Genomic DNA, 16596 nt, shown 5'->3' on the forward strand with positions numbered 1-16596 from the left:
ATGATGGAAAAACCTTCTAAATGTTAGTCAATAAGTTAATTCTTGCCTTTTTTTATTATATTTGTTCGTTTTTCAAACCAAAACACTAACAAAATATTTGATTTCTAAAGTTATTTAGTGTAAAATAAAAACATTGGCTCAAGCCTATTTGAAATTGAATATCATTTTACTTGTTTATGTCGTGAATTGGCACGACGTTTCTACAAGGTGCCGGAACACCTAACAATAAGTAAGTCAGAAGTGAGGTATGGTCGTTTTTGCCATGCCTATTTGGGGGACTTACTTAGAGATTAAGTAGGTCCTTTTTGAATATTTTTAATATTTCCCTTAATTAGTGCGGACGGGAGCAACTTCCTTCGGAATTTCATCCCTAATTTTTGAGCCAAAAGTCTCAAAAATTCCGTCATAGACAATAACAAACTTATTGTCTATGATACCACTACAACGGGAAATATTTGATAAGACTCGCTTCGCTCGTACTAGTTTTATCAAATATATAGTACTAGCAAACTGGATCCCCATAGAAACATTTAACCAACAAGTAAACTGGCTTTTAGACTTTAGGAGGTCTTATGAAATTATTAGAAGAGCGCATCCTCAAGGATGGGCATATCTTGGGTGATAACATCCTCAAGGTGGATTCCTTTTTAACCCACCAAGTTGACTTTAGCTTGATGAGAGAGATTGGTAAGGTTTTTGCGGAAAAATTTGCTTCTGCTGGCATTACCAAGGTCGTAACCATTGAAGCGTCTGGTATTGCCCCAGCCGTTTTTACAGCTGAAGCCTTAAACGTTCCCATGATTTTCGCTAAAAAAGCTAAAAACATCACTATGAACGAAGGAATCTTAACTGCCGAAGTTTACTCCTTTACCAAGCAGGTAACCAGCACCGTTTCTATCGCTGGAAAATTCCTCTCACCAGAGGACAAGGTTTTGATTATCGACGACTTCCTTGCTAATGGCCAAGCTGCTAAAGGCTTGATTCAAATCATCGAACAAGCTGGTGCCACAGTCGAAGCTATCGGTATTGTGATTGAAAAATCCTTCCAAGATGGCCGTGATTTGCTTGAAAAAGCAGGCTACCCTGTTCTATCACTCGCTCGTTTGGATCGTTTTGAAAATGGTCAAGTCGTATTTAAGGAGGCAGATCTCTAATGCAAACTCAAGAAAAACATTCACAAGCAGCCGTTCTTGGCTTGCAGCACTTACTAGCCATGTACTCAGGATCTATCCTGGTTCCCATCATGATTGCGACAGCCCTTGGCTATTCAACTGAGCAATTGACCTACCTGATTTCTACAGATATCTTCATGTGTGGGGTGGCAACTTTCCTCCAACTCCAACTCAACAAATACTTTGGGATTGGGCTACCAGTCGTTCTCGGAGTTGCCTTCCAATCAGTCGCTCCCTTGATTATGATTGGACAAAGCCATGGTAGTGGCGCTATGTTTGGTGCCCTTATCGCATCAGGGATTTACGTGGTTCTTGTTTCAGGTATCTTCTCAAAAGTTGCCAATCTCTTCCCATCTATCGTAACAGGATCTGTTATTACCACTATTGGTTTAACCTTGATTCCTGTTGCTATTGGAAATATGGGAAATAACGTTCCAGAGCCAACTGGTCAAAGTCTCTTGCTTGCAGCTATCACTGTCTTGATTATTCTCTTGATTAACATCTTTACCAAAGGATTTATCAAGTCTATCTCTATTTTGATTGGTCTAGTTGTTGGAACTGCCATTGCTGCTAGCATGGGCTTGGTTGACTTCTCTCCTGTTGCAGCAGCACCACTTGTCCATGTCCCAACTCCACTCTACTTTGGGATGCCAACCTTTGAAATCTCATCTATTGTCATGATGTGTATCATCGCAACGGTGTCTATGGTTGAGTCGACTGGTGTTTATCTGGCCTTATCTGATATCACGAAAGACCCAATCGACAGCACGCGCCTGCGCAACGGTTACCGCGCAGAAGGCTTGGCCGTACTTCTCGGAGGAATCTTTAACACCTTCCCGTACACAGGATTTTCACAAAACGTTGGTTTGGTTAAATTGTCAGGCATTAAAACTCGCCTGCCAATCTACTACGCAGCTGGTTTCCTAGTTCTCCTTGGACTCCTTCCTAAGTTTGGCGCCCTTGCCCAAATCATTCCAAGCCCTGTCCTCGGTGGTGCTATGCTGGTGATGTTTGGTTTTGTTTCCCTTCAAGGGATGCAAATCCTCGCCCGCGTTGACTTTGCTAACAATGAACACAACTTCCTTATCGCAGCTGTCTCCATCGCTGCAGGTGTCGGACTCAACAATAGTAATCTCTTTGTCAGCATGCCAACAGCCTTCCAAATGTTCTTCTCAAACGGAATTGTCGTAGCCAGCTTACTAGCCATTGTTCTCAATGCAGTATTAAACAGGAAGAAGAAATAAGAAAAAGAGGTGTGAGCCTCTTTTTTGTTTATCTATATCCTTACCTGTCTGTCTTCTGACCGCTGGCCTGTGACAAACATGGTAAAGGTTGCTTTGCAGACATTTCTGCCTTCTTGATTGGTGATATCCACATCCACGACACAGGTTGTGCGTCCATGATGGACACATTCTCCTTTAATGGTCAACACGTCGTCGAGTTTTCCTGCCTTGAGGTAGTTGATAGAGGACTGGAGCGTCACTCCATCAAGCCCCAGCGAGATAACCACCAAACCACTAATCTGGTCACAAAGGGTGAAGAGATAGCCACCATGGGCATTGCTATAGTAGTTGAGCGACGAGTCCACCACTTTGGTCGTCACCACAACATGACCATCTCTCATTTTTTCTATTTCGTAATTTTCAAAGGCAGATATAGCGTCAAAATGCAAATCTTTCATCGTTTCCTCCCGATATTTCAAACGACACTATGATACTACTTTTTATAGGACTGTGCAAGGAGAAAGCTCCTAGTCTGGCAAAATTCCGACCTGTTCTACAAAGCGCATAAAGGCTGCTTGTCCTTGTTCTGTCTGCTTGTAAACCCCTGCGTCCTCCAAAACACGCGCAAAAATAGCACCCACAGAGTCCTTGACGATCTCAAGGGCTTTTTCATTATCTGCTAGGTCCGGATGTTGGGCTTTGAGCTGGTCTGCCCATTCCTGATGATAAGAGGCAACTGCTTCATCATCGCCTACAAGATAGCTGGCAACTTGCTCCACTTCTGCTTTCAGACGTGGTGGCAGGATAGCCAAGCCCATGACCTCAATCAAGCCGATATTTTCCTTCTTGATATGTTGAACATCCTTGTGGGGATGATAGATGCCATCAGGATGCTCTGGCGATGTCTGATTGTCTCGCAAGACCAAGTCCAACTCAAACTGTCCATCGCGTTTACGGGCAATGGGTGTAATGGTATGGTGTGGTGTCCCGTCTGTCTCTGCCAAAATCTGTACTTCAGGGTCTGAATATTGCCGCCATTCCTGCAAAATCTTATCAGCCAAGTTGATCAAATCTTCTTTTGAATCCGAGGTCAAGCGTAGCACTGACATAGGCCACTTGACAATCCCAGCCTTGACCTGCTCAAATCCAGTAAATCGGAAAGTCTTTTGCAAGGGAGCCAATTCCATAGGAAATACGTGACGGCCTCCTTGATAGTGATCATGAGTCAGAATAGAGCCTCCCACGATTGGCAGGTCGGCATTCGAACCTGCAAAATAGCCTGGAAATTGCTCTACAATCGCCAGCAGGCGCTCAAAACTCTGACGACTAATGGCCATGGGACGGTGCTGGCCGTCTAAGAAAATACAGTGCTCATTAAAATAAGCATAGGGCGAATACTGGAAGCCCCACTCCTGACCCGCCATTTCGAAACGGATAATGCGGTGATTGCTGCGAGCTGGGTGGTTAACCCGACCATGGTAGCCCTCATTCTCTAGACAAAGCTGACACTGGGGATAATTGCTAGCTTGCACCAACTTGGCTGCCGCAATCTCCTTTGGATCCTTTTCAGGTTTAGAGAGGTTAATGGTAATCTCAAGCTCCCCATAGTCAGACGGAACGCGATAAGCAATATTTTTAGCAATGGCCTTGAGCTTGATGTAGTCATTTTTCTGGCTGAGCTGGTAAAAATCCCCTATCGCCTGCTCAGGAGAGTGAGCATAGGTTGTCCAAAAGTCACGATTAACCTGACTTGGACAAGGAGTTACCAAGTCCATCAGTTCAGCACCGAGGATTTCACGCGCAGTCTGACTATCCTCAATCCTCTCTAATCGAACCGCTTCCTCAACTAACTGGTCCTTAAGGTCAATCAACTCATCCAGATCCGTCTCAACTTCCAAAACGCCTTCACCCACTCGTGCTAAGACACGATTGGTTAGGTAGATTCGATCCATTTCCTCAAAAGCACTTTCAGAAATGACATGTGTTACAAATTTATCTACTAAGGTCACCATAAAGCCTCCTTTTGACTAGTCAAGGACGCGAGTGCCACCTGCAACTTCAGCGATATAGAAACTTGGAGCGTATCCAACTACTTCCTCGTAGTGTTTGCCTACAGCTTCCTTAAAGGCATCAACAGCATCTTTTTGCACCAAGGCAATGGCACATCCGCCAAAACCTGCCCCTGTCATACGAGCACCGAGAACACCTGCTTGAGCCCAAGCTGTGTGAACAAGGGTATCTAATTCCACGCCAGTTACTTCATAGTCATACTCTAGGGAAACGTGTGACGCATTCATCAAGCGACCAAATGTTTCCAAATCTCCTGCTTGGAGGGCTGCTTGAGCTTTGAGGGTACGTTGGTTTTCAAGCACTGCATGACGAGCACGTTTCAAACGATTTTCATCTTTAATCAGATAGCTATATTGGTCAAAGGCCCACTCATCCAATTCACCCAAGGTCTGAATATCTAAGGCTGCTTGCAATTCTTCCACTGCTTTTTCACATTCAGCACGACGTTCATTGTATTTAGAATCCGCCAATTCACGGCGTTTATTGGTGTTCATGATAACAACGACATTGTCCTTCAAATCAAGTGGCACCAAGTCATACTCTAAAGTGTTAGTGTCTAAGTAAATAGCACGTTGGTCAGCCCCCATACCGATAGCAAACTGGTCCATAATACCAGAATTCACTCCGATAAAGTTATTTTCTGTTTGTTTTCCAATTTTAACCAAATCGAGACGCTCTAATTTTAAATCAAAGAGATGCTCTGCCACGACTCCTGTCAAGAGTTCCAATGATGCTGAAGAAGATAATCCAGCACCATTTGGGATATTCCCATAAACATAAAAATCAAAACCTTTGTCAATCACATGTCCAGCTTCTTGCAAGAAATGAAGGACCCCTTTTGGATAGTTGGTCCAGTTGTGCTCTTTTTCAAACTTGAGGTCAGCGAGAGGCACTTCGATAATACCCTTGTCCTCAAAGTTAGCTGAGTAGAAACGCAAGACTTGATCATCACGTTTGCGAGCAGCCCCATAAGTTCCTAAGGAAATAGCAGCTGGAAAAACGTGTCCACCGTTGTAGTCTGTATGTTCACCAATCAAGTTGATACGACCTGGTGAAAAGAAGGTTTGGTCTGCTTCTTGACCAAAAACAGCAAGAAAGTCTTTACGAAGAGCTTCAGCAGTAAGATCTTGTGTCATATGAATTCTCCTTTGACTGTCCGTTAAGTCACCTTAACGTGTAATCGTTTTCTTCTATTGTATCCAAGGGATTTCCCAAGGTCAATCCTTTTTACTAAAATTTTACTAAAATATCAGTAAAAGGCAGAAAAATATGATATACTAACCTTAAAAAGGAGGATTTATGGCTACCTTAAAAGACATTGCACAGCTAGCCTCTGTCTCTATCGCGACCGTATCCCGTGTCCTAAACCGCGACCAGAGCCTATCTGTTACAGAAGAAACCAGGCACCGTATTTTAACCGTTGCTGAAGAGCTGGGCTACACCAAGCACCTCAAGACAGGCGAGTCCCACAAACCCAAGCAAAAGATTGCCATTATCCAATGGGTCAGTGAACAAGGAGAGCTGGACGACCTCTACTACTACCAGATTCGCTTGGGTATTGAAAAAAGAGCCCAAGAGTTGGACTATGATATCTTGCGCTATTTTAATGACCATCCTTTTACACTAAGCGAGGAAGTGATTGGGATTCTCTGCATCGGAAAGTTTAGTCGAGCTCAGATTTCTGCCTTTGAAGAATACCAAAAGCCTCTTGTCTTTCTAGACAGTGATACTCTTTCACTAGGACATACCTGCATTATCACGGACTTTTACACTGCCATGAAACAGGTTGTCGATTATTTCCTCAGTCAAGGGTTGAATCGCATTGGGATTCTAACAGGCCTTGAAGAAACAACTGACCAAGAAGAAATCATTGAGGACAAGCGGCTGGAAAATTTCAGAAACTACAGTCAAGCAAAAGGAATCTATCATGATGAACTGGTCTTTCAAGGAAGCTTTACTGCCCAGTCTGGTTATGACTTGATGAAGGAGGCCATTCAGAGCTTAGGAGATCAACTCCCACCAGCATTTTTTGCAGCTAGCGATAGTTTAGCTATCGGTGCCCTCCGTGCTCTCCAAGAAGCTGGAATCAGCCTGCCAGACCGCGTCAGCCTTATTTCATTCAACGACACTAGCCTGACCAAACAGGTCTATCCTCCCCTATCTAGCATCACCGTCTATACCGAAGAAATGGGCCGAGCAGGTATGGATATTCTTAATAAGGAAGTACTCCACGGTCGCAAAATCCCTAGCCTAACCATGCTGGGAACCAGACTGACATTGAGAGAGAGTACAAAGAATGATTAGGATTACAAAACGACCTCTAGCAAGGCTGTTTCTCTAATAATCTCTATGATTCCGCTCCAACTCACACCTTTCGCTTATGTGCTTGGTGACTTTCTAGGTCTGCATCAACTTCAATGGTAATATTTTGAAAGCCACAATCTTTGAGGAAAATTCGAATAGATTCTTTACAAGTTTCCATATGCTCCATCTCTTTTAAACAAACATGGACAATGGCATTTTTTTCCAAACCATCCATAGTCCAGAGATTAAGCTGATTGATACTAGCGACATGGTCCAATTCTGCTAAATCCGTCTTGATCTTCTGGATATCTACTCCTTCTGGCACTGCATCGAGGAATATCTTGAGCGTTCTCCAAAAACGTGGAAGGGCTTTTGACAGAATAAAGAAGGAAATAACAAGAGACAAGAGCGGATCCAAGATATACCAATCGGTAAATCGAAGAACAATGCCCATCAGGATGACAGTCACCCAACCCAAGGTATCTTCCAGAAAGTGCAGGCTGAGAATGGATTCGTTCTTGGTTTGTCCTTTGCGAATGACGAGACTCGCTAGCACATTGATAGTAATCGCAATAATTCCTAACCAGAGAATCCCCTCATCATTGACCGGTTGTGGATGAAAGATTTTCGCTATATTTTCCAAAATGACCAAAACGGACCCTGTCATAAGAATCACAGCCGTTACCATGGCCCCTAAAAGGCTAAAACGCTTGTAGCCCAAGGTATAGTGGCTGTCTTCTTCACGATTAGAGATTGTTTCTAAAAAGGCCGATATGCCAATGGCTATAGCATCTCCCAAGTCATGGACAGAATCAGCAAGAACAGCACTCGAACCAAAGATTCCTCCTGCGATAAACTCAACAATGGCATAGCTTAAATTTAAGAAAAAAGCTACCCAAACAGTATATTTTGCCTTCATCTTTCTCATTCCTTTGTTATAATAAATTTATGAACACCTTGTTCATTATCATTATCCACTAAAATTCAAAGAAAGGATAGAAGCAAAACGTCAGCTTTATTCAGTTCTGAACAATTTGCCTCAAGTGTCCATATGACTAACATTGACCGCCGTATCAGCAAAACCAAAAAAGCCATCTATCAAGCTTTTCTACAACTTTTGAACGATAAGGGGTACGAAGCCACTACAGTTCAGGATATCATTGATCTCGCAGATGTAGGACGTTCCACCTTTTACTGTCACTATGAGAGTAAGGAACTACTTCTGGACGAGCTTTGCCGCCACCTCTTCCATCACCTCTTTGAAAGAGAGCAATCCGTTTCTACCGTGGACTATCTCGCCCACCTCTTTCTGCATTTTCAGAAAAACCAAGACCATATCACCAGTCTGCTATTTTCCAAAAATGACTACTTCCTCCGTCAACTCCATAAAGAGCTAGAACACCATGTCTATTCCGTGATGGCTGATGATTTAAAAGAATCTCACCCGAGTCTGCCTACTTCTTACCTCCAACACTTAATCGTATCCAACTTTATCGAGACATTGACCTGGTGGCTCAAAAAAGGGCAAGATTTCACAGAACAGGAAGTTGTCCAATTTTATCTAGACCTTCTCATTCCTAAAAATTGAATACAGATTAAAGCTCGGTTGCCTTATTTCTAGGCTACTGAGTTTCTTATCTTTTCAATAATCAAAAAGCCCAGACGACATTGTCTGAGCATTCTTTTCTATAGTCGTTTAAGGAAGTTTAGTTCAGTATGCTTAAAGTCTCTGCCCCATCATTTCTTCAACAAACCTTGTTCTTGTAGAAATTCCTTGGCTACTTGTTCTGCTGACTTGCCTTCAACACCGACTTGGTAGTTGAGCTGGCTCATCTGGCTTTCAGTAATTTTACCAGCCAATTTATTGAGAACCGTTTCCAACTCTGGATGTTTCTTGAGAAGAGCTTCTTTCATTAGTGGAGCCCCTTGATAAGGTGGGAAGAGTTGTTTGTCATCTTCCAATACCTGTAAATCATAACGTGCCAATTCCGCATCAGTCGAATAGGCATCCGTGATTTGAATATCACCTGACTGAATTGCCTGATAGCGAAGGGCTGGCTCCATGGTCGCTACATTAAGCTTGAGACCATACATTGATTGCAAGCCCTTATTTCCATCTTCACGGTCATTAAACTCAAGTGTAAAGCCTGCCTTCAACTGCCCTTCCACTTTTTTCAAGTCCGAAATGGTCTTCAAGCCATATTCTTGAGCAATCTTTTTCGGAACAGCTACAGCATAGGTATTTTGATAAGACATGGGTTTGAGATAGGCTAGATGATCCTGTTTGGCAATGCCATCACGCGCCACATTATAAACCTGCTCTGGCTCATGACTTACTTTCGGTGATGGTTGAAGTAAACTTTCAGTCACCGTACCAGTAAATTCAGGATAGATGTCAATATCACCTTTTTTCAGAGCTTCATAAAGGAAACTTGTCTTCCCAAAATTCGGTTTAACAGTCGCGGTCATACTGGTATTTTCTTCAATCAGCAACTTATACATATTGGCCAAAATTTCTGGTTCCGGTCCCAATTTCCCAGCAATGATCAAGTTCTCTTTCTCTTTTTGAACTAAGAGGGCTGGACTATAAGATAGACCGAGCAATATTGCCACCAAGGCAAAACCAGAAAAAATCATCCGCAATTTTGCTTTTTCCATCACTTTTAGTAGGAAGTTAAAGGCAATGGCTAGCACTGCAGAAGAAAGGGCCCCAATCAAAATCAGACTGGCATTATTACGGTCAATTCCCAAAAGGATAAAGGAACCCAGTCCCCCTGCACCAATCAAGGCAGCCAAGGTTGCCGTACCTATAATCAAGACCGCTGCCGTCCTAATTCCAGACATGATAACAGGCATAGCAAGTGGAATTTCAAACTTCTTGAGACGCTCCCACCTAGTCATCCCAAAGGCAATCCCAGCCTCTTGCAGACTCGGATCAATTCCCTTGAGCCCAGTAATGGTATTTTGTAAAATCGGAAAGATCGCATAAATCACTAGTGCTGTCAAAGCCGGCAAGGTTCCAATTCCCATCAAGGGAATAAAGAGCCCTAACAAGGCCAATGACGGGATGGTCTGGAAAATCCCTGCAATCTGCAAGACCCAGTCGGCCAACTTCTCATGATAGCGAAGAGAAACAGCCAAGGGAATCGCGATAAAAATAGCTAGTAACAGGGTCAAAAGTGACAACTGCAAATGTTGAGATAGAGCTGTCAACCAATCACTAAAACGATCCTGAAAAGTTGTAATTAAATTAGTCATGAACACTACCTCCAAACAAGTCTGCTACAAAGTCTGTGGCAGGAGCTTTTAAAATCGTCTCGGGATTCGCCACCTGACGAATCTCTCCATCCTGCAAGACAGCAATACGGTCTGCCAATTTCAGAGCTTCATCCGTATCATGGGTTACAAAAATCGTTGTCATCCCAAACTCTTTATGCAATTCTTTCGTCAGAACCTGTAACTGTTTTCTCGAAATAGCATCCAAGGCTGAAAAAGGTTCATCCATGAGGAGAATTTTAGGCTGACCAATCATAGCTCGGACAATACCGACCCGTTGCTGTTCTCCACCAGATAATTCACTAGGTAAACGATGCCCATACTCAGCTACTGGTAAACCAACCTTAGCCAAAAGCTCTTCTGTTTTCTGAGCAATTTCTTCCTTAGTCCAGCCCTTCATCTCAGGAATCAGGGCAATATTTTCCGCGACCGTTAGATTAGGAAAGAGAGCAATAGCCTGTAAAACATAACCAGTAGAAAGACGAAGTTCCCGCTCGTCATAGTCTTTGATGCGCTTGCCATCCATATAAATATTTCCATCAGTCGGTTCCAAAAGACGGTTAATCATCTTAATCATGGTCGTCTTACCGGATCCAGAAGGCCCAACTAAAACCATAAATTCCCCATTCTCAATCCGTAAATTGACATCTCTCAAAACATCTTTTTCTGTGTAACGTAAAGCTACATTTTTGTATTCAATCATTCTGTATCCTCATTTAAAACTTCCCTCGATTGGTCAAGTCTTCTACCTTAGGCATGACTTCCTTATTGTCCCAATGCTCCACAATTTTCCCGTTCTCTAAACGGAAGATATCGTACTGGGCATAGGCAACTCCGTCAATCTGAGTCTGACCATAGCTAACCACATAGTTTCCTTGTCCTAAGAGTTGGAAAACAAAGTCGAAAGTGGCCTTTACTTATAAACAGATAATTTGATCTATTTTAATCCTCTTTTGCCTTCTCTTTCAGATTCGCCAAAATCCTTTCTTGAAAGGCTTCAAACTGACGAATTTCTTCCTCTGAAAATCCTTTGTAAAAAATCGTATCCAATTTCTGACTGACACGATGCCCCACTTCTTTCTGGGACTTGCCCAACTCTGTTAAAACCAAATACTTCTTACGCTTATCTTTTCCACATGGACTAACAGTTACAAGATTTTGTTCCTCTAGCTTTTTTATCATAGTCGTCAGCGTATTATTCGCAAGCCCAGTCGCAAGCACAATATCTGTCGCAGTTGCGCAGCCAGTTTCACTATTCCATAAAACCGCTAAAATCTTCCCCTGCTCACTCCGATAAAGAGCTTCAGGGTCTTGGCTCAGTAACTTTTGAAAAATCCGCCCATTCAACAAACGAATATGATGGGCTAGCAAATGACTATCTTTCATAACACCTCCAATTTATTTCGATATCGAAACGAATGAAATAATTGTAACACTTGTCCTTTCAACTGTCAACTATTTCGATGTAGAAATAATTTTTGTTAATGATTCACACCACCATACTCCGGCTCAACTAACTTTTAACGAGAGTTTCTAAACTCCTTCGTCCTCCAGTCTACAAAAGCCTTCCATCCGTACTATCCTATATTTTATGAGGGGATACGTTTTTCCTATCAGACAATTTATTTTAAAGATAGAAGTAAATCATAATTGCTTCCATCTGTTCTTTTATAGTATATTGAAGTTGGACTAGGGCACTGTATCTTCTAAAACATTGATAGAAAGCGATTTGAATTTCCCAATCAATTTGTTCGTATTTATACTCAATGAAAATCAAAGAGCAAACTAGCCGCAGGTTGCTCNNAGTCAGTCACATATATACGGTAAGGCGACGCTGACGTGGTTTGAAGAGATTTTCGAAGAGTATTAATTTCACCTTACCCTATCTTTCTCATAGCACCCTTCAAACCGCCTATACCCTACCGTTTGACGATTCCTCACTTCGCTCCACTTCCATTACAGAAGTTTCTTCACTACTATTGCTTCAGCTAACTTCTCATGATTCCTTGTTACTACTATCTGAGCGCTCACGAGATAGGTCTTATAAAAAATGCTTTGATCCACAATGGAATCAAAGCATTTTAAAAATCTCCCCATACATAAGCGCAGAAGCTGCGGTTCCTCTGTACTTAGCTTCTTCTCTTTTGATAAAGCGGGCCAAGTTGAGCAACTCAGGTGCCGGATGTCTGGGATTCTTGAGCAATTCACGATTGACCAGACCTGAGAGACGAACTGCCAGCAATTGCTCATTTGTAGTAGGCAGTTTTTTAGCAGTCTCTAGGAGAGCAGCAACTAAATCTTCACTCAAATCATGTCGAGCATGATTGTAAAGATCTTTTACAAGGCTTTCTAGGTTTGGTTCTACCATCCCTACCACCTCCTTAAGTTTAATAATTTTTAATCAAGTCAACCGTTGAACGATCCAATTTTTTCACCAAGGCTTGTAAGAAGGCTTGCGCTTCTAGGAAGTCATCCATTGCATAAAGTGTTTGGTGAGAATGGATATAACGAGCACAGACTCCGATTGTTGTAGATGGGACACCACCATTTTTCAGATGAGCTGCGCCAGCGTCTGTTCCGCCTTTACCACAATAGTATTGGTACTTGATACCAGCTTCTTCAGCTGTTGTCAAAAGGAAATCCTTCATACCTGGGAGAAGCAAGTGACCTGGGTCGTAGAAACGAATCAAGGTTCCATCTCCAATCTTGCCTTGACCGCCATAAACATCACCTGCTGGGGAGCAATCAACTGCGAGGAAGACTTCTGGATCAAACTTGGTTGTAGATGTATGAGCACCACGAAGACCAACTTCTTCTTGGACGTTAGAGCCAAGATAGAGTTCATTTCCGAGTTTTTGACCTGACAGAGCTTCCGCCAACTCGCTAACCATAAGAACACCGTAGCGGTTGTCCCAAGCTTTTGAGATGATATTTTTTTCATTGGCTGTCAAGATTGCAGAGCTATCTGGTACGATGGTATCGCCAGGACGGATTCCAAAGCTTTCTGCCTCAGCCTTGTCCGCAAAACCACCATCAAAAATAATATCTGAAATAGCTGGCATGGTTGGTCCACCTGTTCCACGTGTCAAATGTGGAGGGACAGAGCCTGAGATCACAGGGATTTCACGACCATCACGTGTTAAGAGTTTAAAACGTTGGCTGCTGACAACCATAGGGTTCCAACCACCGATTTCAACTACACGGAAGGTACCATCTGGTTTAATCTCACTAACCATAAAACCAACTTCATCCATATGAGAAGCGACCAAGACGCGCGGTGCATCCGCAGCTTCTGAATGTTTGATACCAAAAATACCACCCAAACCATCTGTCACCACTTCATCCACGTGCGGTGTCAACTTTTCACGAAGATAGGCACGAACAGGCGCTTCATGACCTGAGATCGCAGCAAGTTCTGTTACTTCTTTGATTTTTGAAAATAATGTTGTCATTTCAGTTCCTTCTTTCTTTCATCCATTTTACCACTTTTTATAGGAGAATAATAGCGGGAAGGTGGATTTCTAAATTAGTATCTTAGTCCTGCTCTATCTTAGAAAAAGCTTGTATTTTCTTGCATGTGAGGTGAAATCTAAGAACTATTCCAAGACCAACCAAACTATTAATTCCCAAACACAAAACAATTCGATGCTATATTTGTTCAGTTTTTCATGAAATTTCCAGAAAATAGTTGACTTTCCTTCCCTCTTTCTTTAAAATAGTACAAAACTAGGAAAAGGAAAAAATCATGACCAAAACAATCCTTGTTACAGGTGGAGCTGGCTACATTGGCTCCCATACCGTTAAAGCTCTTTTAAATGCTGGCTATCAGGTACATGTTCTAGATAATCTCTCTACAGGAAATCGTTCAGCTGTGGATAGTCGTGCTAGCTTTAAACAACTGGATGTTTATGATGCTAGCGCCTTAAAGGCTTACTTGGAAGAAAACAAGATTGACGCTGTTCTCCATTGTGCAGGTGAAATTGTTGTGAGCGAAAGTATTGAAAATCCAAGCAAATACTTCACTGCCAATGTTGCTGGTATGAATCAAGTTCTCAAAGTCTTATCTGAAGTTGGCATTCAAAAAATCATGTTCTCTTCGACTGCTTCCCTCTATGGTAATAACTGTATTGACAAGCCTGCAACTGAAGATACCCTGCTCGACCCTGTCAACCCTTATGCAGAAACAAAACTGATGGGTGAACGAATGATTTACTGGATGGCCAATCGCTACGACTGGAAATATGTCATTTTCCGTTACTTTAATGTTGCTGGGGCTGAAATGGATGCTTCAAACGGTCTGCGCGTGAAAAATCCAACTCATATCATTCCAAATATCAACAAGACCGCATTGGGACAAAATGATAGCCTGAAAATATTTGGAGATGACTACGATACACGTGATGGATCATGTATTCGAGATTACATTCATGTCTTAGACCTTGCACAAGCCCACGTTAAAGGGATGAATTACCTCTTTCAAGAAAACAGTTCTTCTCAAATCTTTAACTTAGGAACTGAAAAAGGCTATACCGTCAAAGAAATCTTTAAAACTGCTGAAGAACTACTGAATCAAAAAATACCACACGAAATTGTTGATCGCCGTGCTGGTGACCCAGCTAGCGTCCTAGCAGACGCATCAAAAGCTAAACAATATCTTGACTGGCAAGCTAGCTACTCCCTCGAAGATATTATTTTATCGGATTATCATTGGCGTGTTAAAGAAGACAAAAACATTTTGGAATAAATAGCAGAAACATCAATCATAAATAAAAACACAGATAGATGGCACTTGATAAATACCAAGTATCATCTATCTGTGTTTTATACATTAGAATCCAATTTATACTCTTCGAAAATCTCTTCAAACCACATCAACGCCGCCTTGCCGTATAGATGTTACTGACTTCGTCAGTTCTATCTGCAACCTCAAAATAGTATTTTGAGCTGACTTCGTCAGTTCTATCCACCACCTCAAAACACTGTTTTGAGCAGCCTGCGGCTAGTTTCCTAGTTTGCTCTTTGATTTTCATTGAGTATTATTTTGCATTTCTCTTTAAAGAAAAATGGTCTGGGACAGGGTCCTTACCTGGTTTCGACCAAGGATGGCAACGTAAAATCCGTGTCAAACCCATCAAGACACCCTTGAAGCCATGTTTCTCAATAGCCTCAATCATGTAGTTTGAACAAGTCGGCTCAAAGCGACAAGAGGGGGGAAAGGCTGGTGAGATAAACCGTTGGTAAAAGCGCACAGGCGCTATTAAAATTCGTTTCATTATTTCTTGGTTACAGCCATGGTGTGTAGTTGGCTGATTTCTTTTTTATTAAGACGACGGGATTCTCCTGGACGAAGACCTGTCAAGTCTAGATGTCCGAAACGAGTCCGTGATAACTTGTCCACTTGAAGACCGACAGCTTCAAACATTTTTTTAACCTGATGGTTGCGCCCTTCATGGATGGTCAACTGCACTACTGAGCGATTTTTGACTGGGTCCACTTTGAGAATCTCATAGACAGCAGGCTTGGTTTTCTTGCCATCAATCTCAAGACCACGCGTCAAAGGGCGGAGGTTTTCTTTGTTGGCCACACCTTTAACACGCGCGACATAAACCTTGTCAATCTCATTACGAGGGTGAATCATCTCATCCGTAAAATCCCCATCATTGGTCAAAATCAAGACTCCTGATGTATCCCAGTCCAAACGACCTACAGGGTAGATGCGCTCCTTCACGTTGGGCAAGAGGTCGACAACCGTCTTGCGGCCCTTGTCATCTGTCACACTGGAAATGACACCGCGTGGTTTATTAAGCAGATAATAGACCTTTTCTTCGTTGTAGATAGGTTGACCTTCAACTTCGACCTTGTCGCCTGACTTGATAGTGGTTGCGAGTTCACGCACTACTTGGCCGTTGACCGTCACCAAGCCTTGCTTGATCAACTCTTCTGCTTTTCTCCTACTGGCCACACCTGCGTGGGCAATATACTTATTGATTCTCATCTTCTTCTATCCTTTCACCAAATAATTGGCTTTCTTGGGCTTGAATCTCAAGCTCATCAATCACTGGTAATTCTTCTAAATGGTTTATCCCCATGTAATCTAGGAAATAATCCGTAGTCACATAGAGGTTGGGACGACCCAACACTTCTTTTTTCCCGTCTTCTCGTATCAAGTCAAAGACCTGCAACTTTGCCAAAGCCCCACTCGAGTTGACCCCACGGATGGCATCAATCTCTATCCGTGTGATGGGCTGTTTGTAGGCAATAATGGACAAGGTCTCAAGGGCAGCCCGAGATAAACTCTGGTTGATAGGTGCCTTAGAGTATTCCTTCAAAATCTCTGCAAATTGAGGCTTGGTCACCAATCTATAAGCGCCCCCTGTCTCAATCAGAGCCAAACTGGAATCTGGGTCCTTTTCATACTTCTGGGCTAATTTTTCTAAACTCTGTTGGATGCCTGTCGGTGGCAGAGAGAGAAGTTCAGCTAACTGGCGGACTCTAATCCCATCTTCACCCGCTACAAACAAGAGCGCTTCTATTTTTGCTAAAGTACTCAT

At 42.6% G+C, this 16596-nt stretch carries 17 protein-coding genes, 1 pseudogene and 1 riboswitch; of the genes and pseudogenes, 5 read left to right on the plus strand and 13 right to left on the minus strand.

Translation table 11 applies throughout. The annotated features are described in order from the left end of the window. Positions 1 to 150 precede the first annotated feature (150 nt). A riboswitch (purine riboswitch) is annotated at positions 151 to 246 on the plus strand. 326 nt (positions 247 to 572) lie between these two features. Together HT698_RS05075 and HT698_RS05080 are read left to right on the plus strand one after the other, a co-directional pair. Then, positions 573 to 1154: a xanthine phosphoribosyltransferase gene (locus HT698_RS05075; protein WP_000770415.1), complete on the plus strand. Its 582-nt coding sequence runs from the start codon at positions 573 to 575 to the stop codon at positions 1152 to 1154. Further along, the gene (locus HT698_RS05080) at positions 1154 to 2416 is read left to right on the plus strand and encodes a nucleobase:cation symporter-2 family protein (protein WP_173219643.1); all 1263 of its coding nucleotides are present in this window, start codon (positions 1154 to 1156) and stop codon (positions 2414 to 2416) included. Before HT698_RS05075 ends, HT698_RS05080 begins: the two co-directional genes overlap by 1 nt. Positions 2417 to 2448: 32 nt before the next feature. Here HT698_RS05080 and HT698_RS05085 read toward each other — a convergent pair whose 3' ends face one another. The 3 genes from HT698_RS05085 to HT698_RS05095 form a co-directional block, all read right to left on the minus strand. Beyond that, positions 2449 to 2853 (minus strand): PaaI family thioesterase, encoded by a 405-nt coding sequence (locus tag HT698_RS05085; RefSeq protein WP_173219646.1) that lies wholly within the window; start codon positions 2851 to 2853, stop codon positions 2449 to 2451. A gap of 69 nt (positions 2854 to 2922) precedes the next feature. Next, positions 2923 to 4404 (minus strand): UDP-glucose--hexose-1-phosphate uridylyltransferase, encoded by a 1482-nt coding sequence (locus HT698_RS05090; RefSeq protein ID WP_173219711.1) that lies wholly within the window; start codon positions 4402 to 4404, stop codon positions 2923 to 2925. Positions 4405 to 4422: 18 nt separating this feature from the next. Continuing rightward, positions 4423 to 5601: a galactokinase gene (locus tag HT698_RS05095; RefSeq protein WP_173219649.1), complete on the minus strand. Its 1179-nt coding sequence runs from the start codon at positions 5599 to 5601 to the stop codon at positions 4423 to 4425. Between the two features lie 163 nt (positions 5602 to 5764). Here HT698_RS05095 and galR point away from each other — a divergent pair, with 163 nt between their 5' ends. Continuing rightward, positions 5765 to 6769, plus strand: coding sequence for a DNA-binding transcriptional regulator GalR (galR, locus tag HT698_RS05100; protein ID WP_173219652.1), 1005 nt, complete (start codon positions 5765 to 5767; stop codon positions 6767 to 6769). A gap of 61 nt (positions 6770 to 6830) precedes the next feature. Here galR and HT698_RS05105 read toward each other — a convergent pair whose 3' ends face one another. Next, on the minus strand, positions 6831 to 7688 hold the full coding sequence (locus tag HT698_RS05105) for a cation diffusion facilitator family transporter (RefSeq protein ID WP_173213145.1): 858 nt from the start codon (positions 7686 to 7688) through the stop codon (positions 6831 to 6833). 132 nt (positions 7689 to 7820) lie between these two features. On the opposite strand from HT698_RS05105, the gene HT698_RS05110 reads away from it, so the two are divergent. Next, entirely contained in the window at positions 7821 to 8357 is a 537-nt protein-coding gene (locus tag HT698_RS05110) for a TetR/AcrR family transcriptional regulator (protein WP_173219655.1), read from the plus strand. Between the two features lie 149 nt (positions 8358 to 8506). Here the strand turns inward: HT698_RS05110 and HT698_RS05115 are convergent, their stop codons facing one another. The 6 genes and pseudogenes from HT698_RS05115 to pepA all read right to left on the minus strand — a co-directional run bounded on the left by HT698_RS05115 (position 8507) and on the right by pepA (position 13497). Next, positions 8507 to 10027 carry an ABC transporter permease/substrate-binding protein gene (locus HT698_RS05115; protein WP_173219658.1) on the minus strand — a complete coding sequence of 507 codons (1521 nt, stop codon included), beginning with the start codon at positions 10025 to 10027 and terminating at the stop codon, positions 8507 to 8509. Next, positions 10020 to 10748, minus strand: coding sequence for an ABC transporter ATP-binding protein (locus HT698_RS05120; protein WP_049484633.1), 729 nt, complete (start codon positions 10746 to 10748; stop codon positions 10020 to 10022). The genes HT698_RS05115 and HT698_RS05120 overlap by 8 nt, the downstream gene beginning before the upstream one ends. 13 nt (positions 10749 to 10761) lie before the next feature. Then, a pseudogene (locus HT698_RS05125) lies at positions 10762 to 10953 on the minus strand (polyketide cyclase); the annotation flags it as partial. Positions 10954 to 10987: 34 nt separating this feature from the next. Further along, positions 10988 to 11431 carry a MarR family transcriptional regulator gene (locus HT698_RS05130; RefSeq protein WP_173219661.1) on the minus strand — a complete coding sequence of 148 codons (444 nt, stop codon included), beginning with the start codon at positions 11429 to 11431 and terminating at the stop codon, positions 10988 to 10990. 685 nt (positions 11432 to 12116) lie between these two features. Continuing rightward, a complete protein-coding gene (locus tag HT698_RS05135) occupies positions 12117 to 12413 on the minus strand; it encodes an enterocin immunity protein (protein ID WP_057487917.1) in 297 nt (98 codons plus the stop codon). A 19-nt stretch (positions 12414 to 12432) separates the two neighbouring features. After that, positions 12433 to 13497, minus strand: a complete 1065-nt coding sequence (gene pepA / locus HT698_RS05140; RefSeq protein WP_173219664.1) for a glutamyl aminopeptidase — start codon at positions 13495 to 13497, stop codon at positions 12433 to 12435. A gap of 293 nt (positions 13498 to 13790) precedes the next feature. Between pepA and galE the strand changes: the two genes are divergently transcribed. Then, complete coding sequence (gene galE / locus HT698_RS05145) at positions 13791 to 14789, plus strand: UDP-glucose 4-epimerase GalE (protein ID WP_173219667.1); 999 nt, start codon at positions 13791 to 13793, stop codon at positions 14787 to 14789. Between the two features lie 292 nt (positions 14790 to 15081). Here the strand turns inward: galE and yidD are convergent, their stop codons facing one another. From yidD to scpB, 3 genes are read right to left on the minus strand one after another with little or no spacing between them, the layout of a single operon-like run. Next, complete coding sequence (gene yidD / locus HT698_RS05150) at positions 15082 to 15318, minus strand: membrane protein insertion efficiency factor YidD (RefSeq protein WP_049512981.1); 237 nt, start codon at positions 15316 to 15318, stop codon at positions 15082 to 15084. Then, positions 15318 to 16040, minus strand: coding sequence for a pseudouridine synthase (locus HT698_RS05155; protein ID WP_001222230.1), 723 nt, complete (start codon positions 16038 to 16040; stop codon positions 15318 to 15320). The genes yidD and HT698_RS05155 overlap by 1 nt, the downstream gene beginning before the upstream one ends. Continuing rightward, positions 16027 to 16596 carry an SMC-Scp complex subunit ScpB gene (gene scpB / locus HT698_RS05160; RefSeq protein ID WP_064275926.1) on the minus strand — a complete coding sequence of 190 codons (570 nt, stop codon included), beginning with the start codon at positions 16594 to 16596 and terminating at the stop codon, positions 16027 to 16029. The genes HT698_RS05155 and scpB overlap by 14 nt, the downstream gene beginning before the upstream one ends.

Source organism: Streptococcus sp. 3109 (genome assembly GCF_013276905.1).
Taxonomy (GTDB): Bacteria; Bacillota; Bacilli; order Lactobacillales; family Streptococcaceae; genus Streptococcus.